At 34.4% G+C, this 14,815-nt stretch carries 19 protein-coding genes; 7 read left to right on the forward strand and 12 right to left on the reverse strand.

Annotated elements, in window-relative coordinates; genetic code table 11:
• Positions 1-3: 3 nt before the first annotated feature.
• The 9 genes from CHLWT_RS00970 to hemB are packed head-to-tail and all read right to left on the reverse strand — an operon-like array spanning position 4 to position 8,228.
• Positions 4-1,299, reverse strand: a complete 1,296-nt coding sequence (locus CHLWT_RS00970) for a DUF2920 family protein (RefSeq protein WP_112000484.1) — start codon at positions 1,297-1,299, stop codon at positions 4-6.
• Positions 1,296-1,682 (reverse strand): hypothetical protein, encoded by a 387-nt coding sequence (locus tag CHLWT_RS00975; protein ID WP_112000483.1) that lies wholly within the window; start codon positions 1,680-1,682, stop codon positions 1,296-1,298. Before CHLWT_RS00975 ends, CHLWT_RS00970 begins: the two co-directional genes overlap by 4 nt.
• Entirely contained in the window at positions 1,683-2,945 is a 1,263-nt protein-coding gene (locus CHLWT_RS00980) for a (Fe-S)-binding protein (RefSeq protein WP_111985713.1), read from the reverse strand.
• A complete protein-coding gene (locus tag CHLWT_RS00985; RefSeq protein WP_111985714.1) occupies positions 2,946-3,692 on the reverse strand; it encodes a pyrroline-5-carboxylate reductase in 747 nt (248 codons plus the stop codon).
• Positions 3,689-4,507: a DUF5718 family protein gene (locus tag CHLWT_RS00990; RefSeq protein WP_112000482.1), complete on the reverse strand. Its 819-nt coding sequence runs from the start codon at positions 4,505-4,507 to the stop codon at positions 3,689-3,691. The genes CHLWT_RS00985 and CHLWT_RS00990 overlap by 4 nt, the downstream gene beginning before the upstream one ends.
• A 2-nt stretch (positions 4,508-4,509) precedes the next feature.
• The gene (hemN, locus tag CHLWT_RS00995; RefSeq protein WP_112000481.1) at positions 4,510-5,871 is read right to left on the reverse strand and encodes an oxygen-independent coproporphyrinogen III oxidase; all 1,362 of its coding nucleotides are present in this window, start codon (positions 5,869-5,871) and stop codon (positions 4,510-4,512) included.
• Positions 5,868-6,320, reverse strand: a complete 453-nt coding sequence (locus CHLWT_RS01000) for a DUF2603 domain-containing protein (protein WP_112000480.1) — start codon at positions 6,318-6,320, stop codon at positions 5,868-5,870. The genes hemN and CHLWT_RS01000 overlap by 4 nt, the downstream gene beginning before the upstream one ends.
• Positions 6,313-7,242, reverse strand: a complete 930-nt coding sequence (gene argF, locus CHLWT_RS01005; RefSeq protein ID WP_111971106.1) for an ornithine carbamoyltransferase — start codon at positions 7,240-7,242, stop codon at positions 6,313-6,315. Before argF ends, CHLWT_RS01000 begins: the two co-directional genes overlap by 8 nt.
• Complete coding sequence (gene hemB / locus CHLWT_RS01010) at positions 7,242-8,228, reverse strand: porphobilinogen synthase (protein WP_112000479.1); 987 nt, start codon at positions 8,226-8,228, stop codon at positions 7,242-7,244. The genes argF and hemB overlap by 1 nt, the downstream gene beginning before the upstream one ends.
• Positions 8,229-8,353: 125 nt before the next feature.
• Here hemB and ribA point away from each other — a divergent pair, with 125 nt between their 5' ends.
• The 5 genes from ribA to htpX are packed head-to-tail and all read left to right on the forward strand — an operon-like array spanning position 8,354 to position 10,836.
• A complete protein-coding gene (gene ribA / locus CHLWT_RS01015) occupies positions 8,354-8,941 on the forward strand; it encodes a GTP cyclohydrolase II (RefSeq protein ID WP_111948971.1) in 588 nt (195 codons plus the stop codon).
• Complete coding sequence (rsmG, locus tag CHLWT_RS01020; protein WP_111971104.1) at positions 8,922-9,476, forward strand: 16S rRNA (guanine(527)-N(7))-methyltransferase RsmG; 555 nt, start codon at positions 8,922-8,924, stop codon at positions 9,474-9,476. The genes ribA and rsmG overlap by 20 nt, the downstream gene beginning before the upstream one ends.
• On the forward strand, positions 9,470-9,664 hold the full coding sequence (locus CHLWT_RS01025; protein WP_034961854.1) for a PP0621 family protein: 195 nt from the start codon (positions 9,470-9,472) through the stop codon (positions 9,662-9,664). The genes rsmG and CHLWT_RS01025 overlap by 7 nt, the downstream gene beginning before the upstream one ends.
• On the forward strand, positions 9,661-9,969 hold the full coding sequence (locus tag CHLWT_RS01030; protein ID WP_034961851.1) for a hypothetical protein: 309 nt from the start codon (positions 9,661-9,663) through the stop codon (positions 9,967-9,969). Before CHLWT_RS01025 ends, CHLWT_RS01030 begins: the two co-directional genes overlap by 4 nt.
• A 3-nt stretch (positions 9,970-9,972) precedes the next feature.
• Entirely contained in the window at positions 9,973-10,836 is an 864-nt protein-coding gene (htpX, locus tag CHLWT_RS01035; RefSeq protein ID WP_147497727.1) for a zinc metalloprotease HtpX, read from the forward strand.
• A gap of 6 nt (positions 10,837-10,842) precedes the next feature.
• On the opposite strand, the gene CHLWT_RS01040 is transcribed toward htpX, so the two are convergent.
• Genes CHLWT_RS01040 through pgp2 form a run of 3 tightly spaced genes read right to left on the reverse strand, consistent with a single transcriptional unit; the run spans position 10,843 to position 13,086 of the window.
• On the reverse strand, positions 10,843-11,856 hold the full coding sequence (locus tag CHLWT_RS01040; RefSeq protein WP_112000817.1) for an alanine racemase: 1,014 nt from the start codon (positions 11,854-11,856) through the stop codon (positions 10,843-10,845).
• Positions 11,849-12,103, reverse strand: coding sequence for a CmeU family protein (gene cmeU, locus CHLWT_RS01045; protein WP_064019892.1), 255 nt, complete (start codon positions 12,101-12,103; stop codon positions 11,849-11,851). The genes CHLWT_RS01040 and cmeU overlap by 8 nt, the downstream gene beginning before the upstream one ends.
• A gap of 14 nt (positions 12,104-12,117) precedes the next feature.
• A complete protein-coding gene (gene pgp2 / locus CHLWT_RS01050; protein ID WP_111969133.1) occupies positions 12,118-13,086 on the reverse strand; it encodes a cell shape-determining L,D-carboxypeptidase Pgp2 in 969 nt (322 codons plus the stop codon).
• Positions 13,087-13,211: 125 nt separating this feature from the next.
• On the opposite strand from pgp2, the gene CHLWT_RS01055 reads away from it, so the two are divergent.
• Together CHLWT_RS01055 and pseB are read left to right on the forward strand one after the other, a co-directional pair.
• Positions 13,212-13,643 (forward strand): copper chaperone PCu(A)C, encoded by a 432-nt coding sequence (locus tag CHLWT_RS01055; RefSeq protein WP_063997547.1) that lies wholly within the window; start codon positions 13,212-13,214, stop codon positions 13,641-13,643.
• A 139-nt stretch (positions 13,644-13,782) separates the two neighbouring features.
• Positions 13,783-14,775: a UDP-N-acetylglucosamine 4,6-dehydratase (inverting) gene (gene pseB / locus CHLWT_RS01060; RefSeq protein WP_112000818.1), complete on the forward strand. Its 993-nt coding sequence runs from the start codon at positions 13,783-13,785 to the stop codon at positions 14,773-14,775.
• Positions 14,776-14,815 lie beyond the last annotated feature (40 nt).

Genomic DNA, 14,815 nt, shown 5'->3' on the forward strand with positions numbered 1-14,815 from the left:
TATTTATTCAAATTTAGGCTCTAGTTTTTGGCAGGTTAGTTCTAATTTATCCTTGTTTTGTTTAAAATGATATATCCATTCGTCTGTTTCGTAGCTGATTTTTTTAGCTTTTTTTGGTTTTTTGAGCGTTTTTAGCTTATCTAAAATTGTTGGAACTTCTTTTAAAATAAGAGTTTTTATACTCATATCCATACCGTGATTTAAATTTTTTATAAATTTACCATCGACTTGGTTTTGATCTTTTATTAAAGTCAAATTTGAATCAAATTTAAATAGCTTTAAATTCTCATAAAATTTAGATTTATCATAGTAGTTTGCTATATGATCATTTATTGAGTGATATCCTATATAAATAGGCTTATTTGATCTGCTTTGAATATACAAATGTTTTGGGTAATTAACATCTCTTATATCTAATCTGCTTTTAGAACAAAAATATGGCGAAGCGGAATTTGAAGTCCATTTTGTTTTATCTGAATAAAAAAAGATTAAATTTTTTCTGATTGCATTTGTCGCTGAATATCTTATATAGTCTATCTCTTTACCAAAGCCCATAGCTGAGAATTGTAAATAATTTTTATTTTTTAAAATATCGCTAGAGATATTCCAAGATGAGTTATCCACTACGCCATCTATAATCCAAGGTGAGATTTTGGCACACAAATTTGCTATATATCCACCATGGCTTGAGCCTACTAAGATGCAAGGCACCCCCCCCCACCTATCATCATTACAATTAAACGGCGGATTTGCTTTGACGTGTAAAATAGCATTTATAACATCAATTGCACTCATCAAACCAAAGTTTTGATAATCTCCATTTGGCGGTTGAAAAGTAAAATGCAAATTTAGTTCAAAATCACTTGAAAACTTACCATTTACTTTACCTAAAGCTATAAATAAATTTAGAGAATTTACTATATTATCTACATATTGCGTATCTTCTGATTTTGTTTCAAAATCTTTTTCAAGCTTAAAACCTATGGCTTCGCAGCTGGTTCTAAAGATAAGTTTATCTATATCATCAAGTATAGTTTTTGCTCCGATTTGTGGGCGATTTGCTATGCAGTGGTAATTCACGCTTAAAACAGCAACATTTAAATTTAAAGCTATACTCTGGGCTAAATGCTCTTTATAGCTATAATTTGCATCTGCTCCAAGCCCTGGGATAATGCAAACAATGGCTTCAATGCTTTTACTATCATCATAAGTTAAAAAGAAATTTAAAAGTGATTTTCGCTCTATCCCAAGCTCTACATCATCGCAGCTTTTTATATCATAAGTTTTAGTTTGAATCATTTTATCCTCTCATAAGCTGTTTTTATACCATTTTTAAGAAAATATCCATCATTTTGCATTATATAAAACTCTATCTTAGCACCTCTTAGCAAAATTCCCTCACTGCTAAAAACTCTATTTAAGTCGTATCTTTTAGCGTTTTCATCTATCAAAATCGCGGTTGTAAAATTGTCTTTGGAGCTAAGACTTATCATGTGTTCGCCAAAATTTAGTATATAACGCTCATCTTTTTTGCTTAGATTACGCCTAAAATCCTTGCTTTTAAATACCATCGTTTCAAATTCAGGCACAAAAACTCTTTTTAGCCCTTCATCATTTATCTTTTGCGAACACCCTAAAAATAGTAAAGTAAAAATGGCTATCAAATAACGTATTTTAACCATTTACAGCACTTTTGCTATAAGCTCGATAGGATTTTCACATCTCATATCGGAATTTTGAAGATGAAGTGCGTTATTTAGTTGCATTTTACAAGCACTGCACTCTGCACTTACGCAGTTAGCTTCAGTTTTTATTATGCTATTAGCTCTGCTAATTCCTGCTGCGCGAGATAAATGATACTTCTCACTTTGCATAGTAACGCCACCAAATCCACAACAACTAATAGTATCGCTCATCTCTTTGATATTATAAACCTTACTTAGTAAAGCTCTAGGTTCTTTAAATACGCCTTGCATTTTTTTAGCGTGACAAGGGTCGTGATAAGTAATAGTGGCTTTATCTAAATTTGCCCCTATTTTTGCAAGAATTTCACTTAAATTTGTATATTTCTCAAAATACTCAGTAGCCAAAAATATCTTTTTACTCACATTTTTAGCACGGCTCTTCCACTCTTCATCATTTGCAAAAAAATGTTCGTAATCAACCTTTATCATCGCACTACAAGTGGCTTCTGGGATAATGATAGCTTCACAAATTTCAAGCATTTTCTCAAAATACGCAATATTTTTTTTAGCCAAAACCTCAACTGTGTTAAAGTCTCCTGTAAAATACGCCGGAGCAGCACAACAACTTTGATCTTTCATCAAATGAGCATTTAAATTTAATGTTTTACAAATTTTAAGTAACCCTTCGCCGATGCTAGTATATGCGTAGTTTCCCATACAGCCTATGAAAATTCCGATTGTTTTTTCGCCGCCGTTATCGATAAATTCTAGATGAGAATTTAAAAAACTCTTTTTACTTGCAGCTGGAAGTAGTCTTTCTTTCTTTAACATAGGAATGCTAAAACGCGCTTGCATCTCGCCGTTTCCTACTTTAAATCCACAACTTTGAAAAACATATCCCATACGAGCTGCAAGATCCATAATCTTACGATGTCTAAGTAGCCAAAAAAATACTTTTTTAAACCACGCTATACCGAATTTATCTGCTATATCGCGTCTTACGTTTTCTATCATCGTATCAGTTGCTAATAAATTTGGACATTCGCTTACGCAATTTGTACATAAAAAGCAACTTTCAAATATATCTTTAGCGTTTTTATCTAGCTCAAGCTCACCGCGACTATAAGCACCAAGCAAGTCAAGAAATCCCCTAGGGCTCTTTGTCTCATCGCCACTGATCTTGAAAATAGTGCAGTTTGGCTTACATTTTCCACATTTTACACACGCATCTGAAATGATATTAAATTTATATTTTTGCATTTAACTTCTCTGTTTTTTTGTGCTTGCTTTTACAGCTTCTATAAAAGCACTTCTAATAGCGTATTTTTCAAGCTGGGCTACGCCTTCTATCGTAGTACCTCCTGGGCTACAAACTGCTTCTTTGATAAGAGCTGGATGCGAACTTGCTAAAAGCTTACTAAAGCCGTTAAAAAGCCCATTTACTAAGATATTTGCATCATCTTTTTTTAATCCTTCTAAAACTCCTGCGTTACTTAGAGCTTCAGCTACGATAGCAAGATATGCAGGCGCACATCCTGCTAGCACACTAGCGGCGTCTAGCTCATTTTTAGTTTCGAGCTTGACTGAGCTACCAAAGCCGTTTAAAATTTGCGATATCAAAAGTGTGTCGCCTTCACTCATAAAAGGCGTTATGCTAGAGTTAAATTTAGCAGCGATATTTGGTAAGCAAACAGCGTAATTTTGAGCTTTTATATGAGTTTTTAATAGTTTAAGATCTGTTCTTGCTAATACGCTTATGCAAACTTTTGCATCTCCTTTTAGTAAATTTGATACACTTTGTAAAGCATACGGCTTTACTGCAAGTATTATATTTTTATCTTTTATATCAAAGACATCGCCATAAAGCTCTACGCTAAATCCTGCTTCTTTTAGATCTGCAAGTTTTGCTTTATCTCTTCCTACTATAATGACATCAAAACCGCTATTTTTTAGCCCGTAAGCCATAGCAGTCCCCATATTTCCGCCGCCTAAAATATATATTTTCATTTTACAACCTGTTTTAAAACTGAAATATCATCAAATTTACTCATATTCTCATCGTTTTTTATAAAATTTGTTATATCATTTAAGCTATATTTTGTATGATTAAAGCTTACGATACTTATCTCATCGCCACTTTTTAAAAAGCGATTTTCACCCTTAGGTTCATATCTAGTGGCTCCTATTGTGATGATGACATCTTTTTTATACCCGCTTTTTCTTAGAATTTCACCTAAATCCTCAAGTACAGAAAAATCTTTTTGAGAGTTAAAAGTGTCTTTTATCCAGCCTAAAAGCTTGGCGTAGATATAGTTATATTCACTTATTTTCGCACACTCGCCATACCTAAAAAACTCTTCATTGCTTTTTAAAAACGAAACTAAAGAGTAATCGTTGCAAATACCGGTTTCATCAAATTTATCTATTTTTATCTCGTTACCAAAACCTTTTGAACCACTTGAGAAATTCTTTTTTTGAGATATTTTAGTAGCTGTCTTATCACCTCTGATAGAAGCGTCGTTAAATGCCATAAACGCAATCGGCGTGATACCTTTGACGATACCATTTTCATACTCAAACTCACATCTAATGGCTATTTCTGGTTCAGCTTGAATATCTTTACCGCGAGCTAATATCAAATTTAAATTATCAATACAATCTCTTCCCAAAAATCCATCAAATCCAGGAATATAAAAAGGGAAAATCCCTTTTGGAGCGTCTGCTTCTTTGGTCTTGATATCCACAAAATCACTAGCCTCTCCTGCTTGTTCTAAATGAAAAGCAAAGTTCCCGACCACCCCAAATCCTAAAAAATTTTTCATCTTTATACCGTTTTTGAAAAGCTATTTTTGACGTCTTTAAATTTGACCATATATTCATCAAAACACATAGCGATATTTCTTATAAGAAGAGTTCCTGTTTCATTTACTTTTATCTTTTGGGGCGAAATTTCTATAAAATCCTTTAACTCTTCAAGTTCATTTAGCTCATCTTTAAAATGTTCCCAAAAATCAATGTTAAATTTAGTTTCAATAGCTTTTATATCAAGAGCAAAATTCGCCATAAGATCCATAATCACGGCTTTTCTTAGCTTGTCCTCTTTGCTTAGCATTATACCTTTGAAATTTGGCAATTTGCCCTCGTCGATAGCTTTTTCGTATCCGTCCATATCTTTGAAATTTTGCGCATAGTAGTCCTCGCCCTCACCTATACTAGTAAGTCCGATACCGATGAGATCAGCACCGCCCTTGGTCGTATATCCTTGGAAATTTCTATGGAGCGTCCCGCTTTTTAGTGCGTGAAATAGCTCATCACTAGGCTTAGCGTAGTGATCCATTCCTATCATTTTGTATCCGTTTGATGTGAGAAATTCCATAGTGTATTTTAGAATTTCTAGCTTGACTTTTGGGCTTGGAAGAGTGCTTTCATCAAATTTTCTCATACTCTTTTTAATCCATGGCACATGAGCGTAATTAAACACGGCAAATCTATCAGGATTTAGCTTAAGTCCTAGATCTAGCGTATTTTTAAAACTCTCTAAACTCTGAAACGGAAGTCCGTAAATAAGATCTGTATTTACGCTGATGATACCCTTAGCTCTAGCCATATCTACTGCATTTTTAGTCATCTCAAATGGCTGAATTCTATGGATCTCTTTTTGAACTTTTTCATCGAAATCTTGCACGCCAAAGCTCACTCTGTTAAACCCGTGAGTAGTTAGCACATCTAGTTGCTCTTCGTTTAAAAATCTAGGATCGATCTCACAGCTTATCTCAGCATCATCGCTCCAGTTTTTAAAATGCCTTTTTATGGATTTAATAAGCCTATTAAGCTCACTAGCGCTATAAAACGTAGGCGTTCCACCGCCAAAATGCATCTGCGTAACTTTGCGATTTGTATCTAAAACTGCACTTAAGATATCAAGCTCTTTATCTATATAATCTAAATACCTAGCCATTTTGTCGCTTTTGCTAGTGTATATGACATTACAGCCACAAAAATAACAAGCCGAACGACAAAATGGTAGATGAAAATACAATGATAAAGGTCTATTTTTATCGCCATTTCTTAGCCGTTTTGTGTATTCATCATAGCTAAACTCATCACTAAATTCCAAAGCCGTAGGATAGCTCGTATATCTTGGTCCTGGCTTAGAATACTTCACAAATGCGTCAAAGTTTATCATTGTATTTCCTTGTTTGTATGGATCAAATTTTGCATATCTACAAATAAATTTGGATGTTCTCTTTTGATTTTTTTGATTATCTGATCCAAATTTGGCTCTTTTTTAAATTTTTTGCCTTTTATCTCATTTATAGCTACACTCCAAACATCGCCAAAATCAACAGGAATATGCTGCCAAATAGATCTTTCAAGCTTTAGCTCAAAATTCTCTTTTTGTGTATTTTTTAATGAATTTAAAATAGCTTCAAACAGAGCTGCTGATATAAGAGCACACTCTTCTCCATTGCTACTGACGCCAAACCATGGGTTTGTAAGATCGATATTTCCTCTGTTTATAGTGAGCTTCATCTCTTTTTCATCTATTTGTTCTAGCTTAAATGTTGTTTGTTTTGCTTTAGAGATACCAAGAGTGCTACTTATATCATCTAATCTTTTATGCTTTTTACTCATATCTTTTCCTATCGCACCAAACCATTACGCCTTTTTGAGCATGCAAACGATTTTCTGCTTCGCTGAAGATCTCTTCTGCGTGAGCTTCAAAAACGCTTCCACTTACCTCATATCCGCGGTAAGCTGGCAAACAGTGTAAAAATTTAGCATCTTTAGCTGCTAAGCTCATCATCGCATCATCAACGCAGTATCCAGCAAAATCCTTAATGCGCTTTTCTTTTTCATCTTCTTGCCCCATAGAAACCCAAGTATCTGTAGTAACGACGTCTGCACCGCTAATAGCGGCTTTTGGATCATTTGTGATGATTAAATTTGCACCGCTTATTTTGGCGTTTTTTTCTGCCTTGTCTAAAACCCACTGCGGTACTTCATAGCCTTTTGGAGTGGCAACCCTAAGCTCAAAACCAAGCTTAGATGCAGCCATAAGCCACGAATTAGCCATATTATTGCCATCGCCTATATATGCTACTTTCATAGTTTGTAAATTTAATCCAAGTTCGCTTAAGGTAAGCAGATCGGCCATAAGCTGAACAGGATGAAAATCATCGCTAAGACCATTTATAACAGGTACGCCACTAAATTTAGCAAATTCCTCTAAATCGCTTTGTTTATAAACTCTAGCCATTATCATATCTACCATTCTTCCAAGAACTCTAGCAGTATCTTTGATAGGTTCGCCGCGCCCTAATTGTATATCGCGACTACTTAAAAATAGCCCTTTGCCGCCGAGCTGATGAATGCCGACTTCAAAGCTGACTCTTGTCCTAGTCGAACTTTTTTCAAATATCATTGCTAAGGTTTGGTCTTTGAGATAAGAGATATAATTTTTACTTTTTGCCTCTTTTTTAATCTTGGCGGCTAAATTTAAAATATCTAAAATCTCATCTTTACTAAAATCGTTTAATGTCAAAAAATGTCTCATCATCGCACTTTATTTTGGGATTTTAGGATTTTAGCTACTTCTTTTGCGTGGTAGCTTATTATCAGATCTGCTCCTGCACGCTTAAATCCAACCATTGTTTCCATCATAACACGCTCATAGTCGATGACTCCGGCTTTTGCTCCGGCTTTTAGTAGCGCATACTCGCCACTTACGTTATACGCACAGACTGGAAGAAGAGTTCTTTCTTTGATATCACGCAATATATCAAGGTAAGCTAAAGCCGGTTTTACCATTAAAATATCTGCACCTTGCGCTTCATCTTCTAAGCTTTCATTTATCGCTTCAAGGCGGTTTGCGCAGTCCATTTGGTAGCTTTTTCTATCGCCAAAGCTTGGCGCACTCTCAGCCACGTCGCGAAATGGCCCATAATACGCAGAAGCAAATTTAGTAGAATACGCCATGATCGGAAGATTTTCATATCCGTTTTCATCAAGAGCGTTTCTTAAAGTTTCTATGATGCCATCCATCATACCGCTTGGAGCTATCATATCAGCACCGGCTCTTGCATGAATTAAAGCTTGTTTAGCAGAGATCTCAAGCGTGGCGTCATTATCGACTGTTTTATGAACATAATCAAGTATTCCACAATGCCCGTGATCTGTATATTCGCAAAAGCAAAGATCAGTTATGACTACAAGCCCTGGAAATTTAGCTTTTATAGCTCTTAGAGATCTAGCGATTAGTCCATCATCACTCAAAGCGTCGCTACCTATGCTATCTTTTAGACTTGGAATTCCAAATAAAAGTATGGATTTTATACCTAAGCTTACGACTTCTTCACACTCTTTTAAAAGCTCGTCGATACTTAGCTGAAATACTCCTGGCATCGAGCTTATCTCTTTTTTGATACCATTTCCATCAACGACAAAAAGCGGATAGATGAAATCTTCTACGCAAATTTTATTTTCCCTGACCATATCGCGAACAGCAGGATTTATTCTAAGTCTTCTAAATCTCGCAAACATAATATAACTCCTAGTTTTAGTTGTTGGCAATTATATCTAAAATAATGTTAATTAAAAATTATCTATTTTTCATAAATTTAAATATTTTTGATACACTTTGGGCAAAAAACAAAAAAGAAGAGTCAATGCAAATACAAAGCTCAGAGATAGCAAATTTGCCAAGTCGTTTTGGCAAATTTAAGATAAAATCATACAAAGAAAACTCATGCAAAGAACATCTTGTTGTGTTTTCCCCAAATTTAGACGTAAGCAAACCAGTAAATGTAAGAATTCACTCAGAGTGCTTAACAGGAGATGCGATCGGTAGCTTAAAGTGCGATTGTCGCGATCAGCTAGAAGCTAGTTTAAAATACATAAACGAAAATAGCGGAATGGTCATTTACTTGCGTCAAGAAGGGCGAAACATCGGGCTACTTAATAAAGTAAATGCTTACGCCTTGCAAGATAAGGGTCTTGATACCATAGAAGCAAATCATCAGCTAGGTTTTAAAGCCGATGAGAGGACTTATGAGATAGCAAGTTTTATACTAAAAGATTTTGGTATAAAAAGCATAAATTTACTAACAAACAACCCCTTAAAACTAGCCGGTCTTACTTGTGTCAAAATAGAAAAAAGAATTCCTATCGAGATAAAATCAAATGAGTTTAACGAAGGTTATTTAAGAGTCAAAAAAGAGCAGATGGGGCATATACTTGAACAAGTTACCAAATGATTTTTGGGATAAAGTAGGCGAATTTGAGCTTATTTTACAACAATTTAATAAAATTCATAGCCTAACAAACTATAACGATATAAAACCGGTCGTAGAAGATAGCATAAAACCGCTTGAGTTTTTAGATATTAGCCCTAAAATAGTGTGCGATGTAGGAAGTGGGGCTGGTTTTCCAGCTATTTTTTTAAGCCTTATCTTGCAAACAAGCGAGTTTCATCTTTATGAGCCGATCGCTAAAAAATCAAGCTTTTTAACCTACGTAAAAACGAAGCTTGGTTTAAAAAACATAATAGTTCATCAAAAAAAACTTGAAAATAGTACTAAATTTATAGCCGACCTCATCACTTCAAGGGCGCTTATGAAAACTCAGTTTTTACTCAAAATTTGCAGTGGATTTTATGATGAAAATACAAATTTTTTACTATATAAAGGAAGTCTAGCAAAAGATGAGATCGATGACTTAGAGTGCCAAAAAGATATCATCAAAAGCAAAGCTCATAGAAATTATATATTTTTAAAAGGGATAAAATGTTAGGAAAAATCATAATCTTTGGAGTTATAATTGCGATCATTTACTTTTTTATACTGCCTAAATTTAGAAAAAAAACACCTAAAAATAGCATAGAAAATTTCGTAGAATGCGATGAATGCAAGACGTTTGTAAGTATGAAAGATACTATTTTAAAAGACGGCAAATACGTTTGCAAGGAGTGTTTAAAATGATAGTTTTTGGAAGTGAGTTTGTGCCGTATTCAAAGATTGTTTTAGAAGATTTTAGCCTTTTAAATTTAAAAAAACAAGCCGAGTTTCTAAGAGTAAATTCAAAAAAACAAGCTATTTTTGCAAATGCAAACTCAGTTAAATTTATAGTCTGTGATAATCTTAGCTTCGCTAGAGTTCTTCAAAGCATAGCAAATGACTATCTGTTTGATTCTAAAATAGCTCTTCTTGTAAATGACGATATAGAGCTAGAAGCAGCGTGCGATGCAAGAATAGACGCCGTGATATATAAAAATATATTAGGATAATATATGGAAGTTTTTAAAACGACTGCGTTTATGGTTATTTTGATGCTTTTGTTTGTTAGTGTAGGCTTTTATATCGGCGGGACTAATGGTATGATTATGGCATTTTTGATAGCTTTAGCGATGAATTTCTTTAGCTATTTTTATAGCGATAAGCTTATACTAAAACACTTTAATGCCATGCCAGTTAGTCAAAATAGCCAAATTTATCTGCTTGTAAAAGAGCTAACAAGCAGAGCAAACTTACCTATGCCAAAAGTCTATATCATAGATGATAATGCCCCAAACGCCTTTGCAACAGGTAGAAATCACGAAAATGCAGCGGTTGCTCTTACTAGCGGACTTATAAATTTAATGAATGAAAACGAGATAAAAGCCGTTGTCGCCCACGAACTTGGACATATCAAGCACTATGATATTTTAACAGGAAGTATAGCGGCAGTTTTTGCAGGTGCTCTGTCTTTGATATCAAATTTCGCTCAGCTTGGAACCATTAAAAATGAAAATCGTCCAAATATGATAACAACTATCGCTTTAGCAGTGATTATGCCATTAGTAGCTAGTATAATCCAGATGAGCATATCAAGAAGTAGAGAGTATGAAGCAGATCGTTTTTCAGCTATCACGACTCAAAACCCGCAGTGGCTCATAGATGCTTTATCGAAGCTAGAAAACTACTCGCAAAATCACGCTGTGCTAAAAAATGCAGATCCGCAGACGGCTCATATGTTTATCATAAATCCATTTGGCAATGTAAAATCAAATTTAAGCAATCTTTTTAGAACTCATCCAACCACGTCCGATAGGATACAAAAACTAAAACAGATGACAAATCAAAGCCCAGCAGCAAGGTATTTTAACTCATTATAAGCAAATTTATATAATTTTTCTTGGTATATCTTTGCTTAATTTTACTAAGATATCATAGCTTATAGTTCTAAAAAACTCAGCCCAGACATTCGCATCATCAAAAACGCAAACTTTAGACCCTGCATCTATAGTACTAAAGCTATCCATAGACATTTTACCTAGAATTTTTTGTCCATTTGCTAGATGCAAATCCCCTGCCCCGCAGTATCTAAGAAGCCCATCTCCATAGCCTAAGTCATAAGTAGCGATATCTAAATCAAGACTAGCTACAAATACTCCGCCGTATCCGACGCATTCGCCTTTTGCTAGTACTCGTTTGCTAACTCTATGAGCCCACAGGCTAAGAACTTTTTTTAAATTTAAACTATCATTAAACTGCGCATAACCAAACTGAGCGATCCCAACTCTTACAAGCTCATCGCCAAAGCCAGTCGCTCTTTCAAGCGCAGCTGAATTATGTGAGTGAAAAACTCCTTTTGGCAGATTAAATTTATCAAAAAGCTCTCTTAATCTCGCCTTTGCTATTTCAAAGTTTTCTTTTTGCACGAAATATTCACCGCTAAGCTCATCGCTACTTCTAAAATGAGTATAGGCACCGCATATCTTAAGATCCATTTTTTTAGCTATTTCAAAAGCATTTTGCAACTCATCAAGCTTAAGCCCGTTTCTGTGCATCATAGTATCGATAGCCAAATGAACTTTTAGCCCTTTTTTTAAATTTAAAAGATTGCTTATATCGTTTATGCCATATATAAATTTAGGATTTTCATCTCCAGCGGGGATATGTGATAGCACGATTAGATTTTCGAAAAAAGAGCTGATCTCTTCAGCTTCTTTAATACTTTTTACACACGCCCATTTTATACCAAATTCACTTGCGAGTTTAGCTATTAAACTAGCGCCGTGACCATAAGCATTGTCTTTTAAAACGGCGATCACTTTTTCTTTGTCGCCTACTTTATTTGAAATTTGAGTTAGATTATGTAAATAAGCATTTTTATCTATGATGATCTCAGACATTAAAGCTTACACCAAATCTCTTATATACGTAAGGTAAGATTTTTCTTATAGAGTAGTCATAAGCGTAGAACTCTTTATAAAGATCTTTTAAACTCTTATCTTTACAAGACTCAAAGTCAAAGACGTTTGAGTTGCCTTGTTTTGGCACATTTTTATCCAAAACTTCAAAAAAAGCATCTCTTGCTTTTAGCATCGATTCTATCTGATTTTTTATGAAAACTCTTTCTTGTTCTGATACTTCTTCCATTATTTCTCCTTATGCTATTGCTCAACTAGTATCTTCATCTTATCGCCGACTAGTTTTACGTAAAGGGTTTTGATACCATCAAATTTATACGTAGCAGTTCTATATTTTTCATTGAAACTTACTCTAAAAAATGAGCCTTCTTTTGTAGATGGATATGGGCTAATGCTAAATTTAGTAAATTGTATAAATTTATCCTCTTTCTTTGAAAAAATGCTCTTTTTCATATTAGCAAAATCACTAAATTTCATACCATCAAACCTTAAAAACTCTTTATCATAAAAGTCCAAATACGCCTTTACGTCGCTATCTCCCCAAGCTTTTTTCCATTTAAAAAGTTCGGCAAAGATAGTTGCTATCTGTTCGTTTGAAGCCTCTGTTACGCTATTTTCATTTATAAGAACCATTGCGCGATTATCTTTTAAAATTTCATCAAACTGCATAATTTTATCATTTTCAAACGCCACGCAACCTTTAGTTTTATACGTATCTATTCTCATATTTCCATTCATAGGAAAGCCGTGTATCCATATGCCGCCACCCGTTCTTCCTTTTGCCTTATCATAGATATTTGGATATGAAAGGTTAAAAGCAACTGGCCCATAGTAGTTATCGCTAGGCACAAAACGCCTTGTTATCTCATAAGCACCAACAGGGGTTTTTAGATCTCCCTCGACTAATTTATCGCCCATTAAACCAGTTAGCACTTCATTACTAAATTTATTAGTCAGTTTTCCGTCTTTATAATCATACAAGCTTATATTTTTAGCTTTTTTATCCACAACGACTAAAAAAATATCATCTTCATAATATCCGTATTTTGCATCTATGTTTCCGATACGTTTTTCCCAATAATTTTTGCTCTGAAGATTTGATTCAATAGCATTTTGAACTGCGAGTATTCCATCGTCTAAATATATCTGCTCAAGATCTTTACCAAACAAGCCACTAAGACAAGCCAACAATAACAACCCAAACTTTCTCACTATTTTCTCCCATTAAATTTTTAAATATAAAGGGCATTATTATAACTCAAGATTTTTAAATTTTCAGTTAGTTTTTACAAAAGTTCATATATTATTTTATAATATTTCAATACAAAGGATACAATATGACTAAATTTATGTTCTCTGCTGCACTAGCGGCTGTATTTGCTTTTGGCGCTGATATTGACGTAAATGACGCTTTTGTAAAAGCTACTATGCCAAATGCACAAAATAGTGCGGCTTTTATGAGCATTACAAACAACACAGACCAAAATATATCTCTTGTTTCTGCTAGTAATAGCGTTAGCAAATTTACAGAACTTCACGCTCACGTAAGCGAAAACGGAATGAAAAAAATGATTCAAATTCCACAAATCGACATTCCAGCTAAAAGTAGCGCCCAGCTAAAACCAGGCGGTCTTCACATAATGATGATAGGTCTTAGCAAAGCTATAAATCCTGGAGATAAAGTAGATATTACTCTAAACTTTAGCAATGGTAAATCTATCGATCTAAAAGGCGTAGAAGCTAAAAAACTACAACCTATGAAAAAATAGGTAATTTGGGCGAAACTCGTCCAAATTCTTACTTCACTTATAAAATTCTCTTTTTATAACCTTTTAAATTTTCATCAAATAGCCTTCTTAAGATTTTAATTTAATTTCAAATTTGGTATAATCAAATAAAGGAGCAGATATGTTCAATAATAAAAATATTCTAATAACAGGCGGAACTGGAAGTTTTGGAAAAAAATATACAAAAATTTTACTTCAAAACTATAAACCAAATAAGATAATCATCTACTCACGAGACGAACTAAAACAGTATGAAATGGCAGGTGAATTTAATCAAAAATGTATGCGTTACTTCATAGGCGACATACGCGACGAAAAACGTCTTAAAACTGCGATGAACGGCGTGGATTACGTCATTCACGCTGCTGCTATGAAGCATGTCCCTATAGCCGAATACAACCCAATGGAGTGCATCAAAACAAATATAAACGGCGCTAGTAATGTCATAAACGCTAGTCTTGAATGCGGTGTGCAAAAAGTCATCGCTCTTAGCACTGATAAGGCCTGCAACCCAGTAAATTTATACGGTGCTACAAAACTTGCAAGCGATAAGCTTTTTATAGCTGCAAATAACATAGCAGGAAATAAACCTACCCGGTTTAGCGTTGTGCGTTATGGAAATGTAGTAGGAAGTCGCGGTTCAGTAGTACCGCTATTTAAAAAGCTCATCGCAAACGGCGCGCGCGATCTTCCTATCACAGATACAAGGATGACTAGATTTTGGATCACCTTAGAACAAGGCGTAAATTTCGTGCTTAAAAACTTTGCTCGTATGCAAGGCGGAGAGCTATTTATCCCTAAAATTCCATCTATGAAAATGACTGATTTAGCTAAAGCAATGGCGCCTAATTTAGGCATTAAGATTATCGGCATAAGACCCGGCGAAAAACTTCACGAAACTATGATCAGCAAAGACGATGCTCACTTGACTTATGAGTTTGATGATCACTATGTTATAGTTCCATCTATACATTTTTTAACAGAACCAAATTTTAGTCTAAATTTACTCGGAGAAAAAGGCTTAAAAATAAATGGCGAATTTGAATATAGCTCAAATACAAATAAAGAGTGGCTTGATAGTGCTAGATTAAACCAAATGCTTGAAAATGTATAATGAATATTTATCTGCAAATGACGACTTAAAAAATTTAAAA

The organism is Campylobacter hyointestinalis subsp. lawsonii (assembly GCF_013372165.1).
GTDB classification, from domain to species: domain Bacteria; phylum Campylobacterota; class Campylobacteria; order Campylobacterales; family Campylobacteraceae; genus Campylobacter; species Campylobacter lawsonii.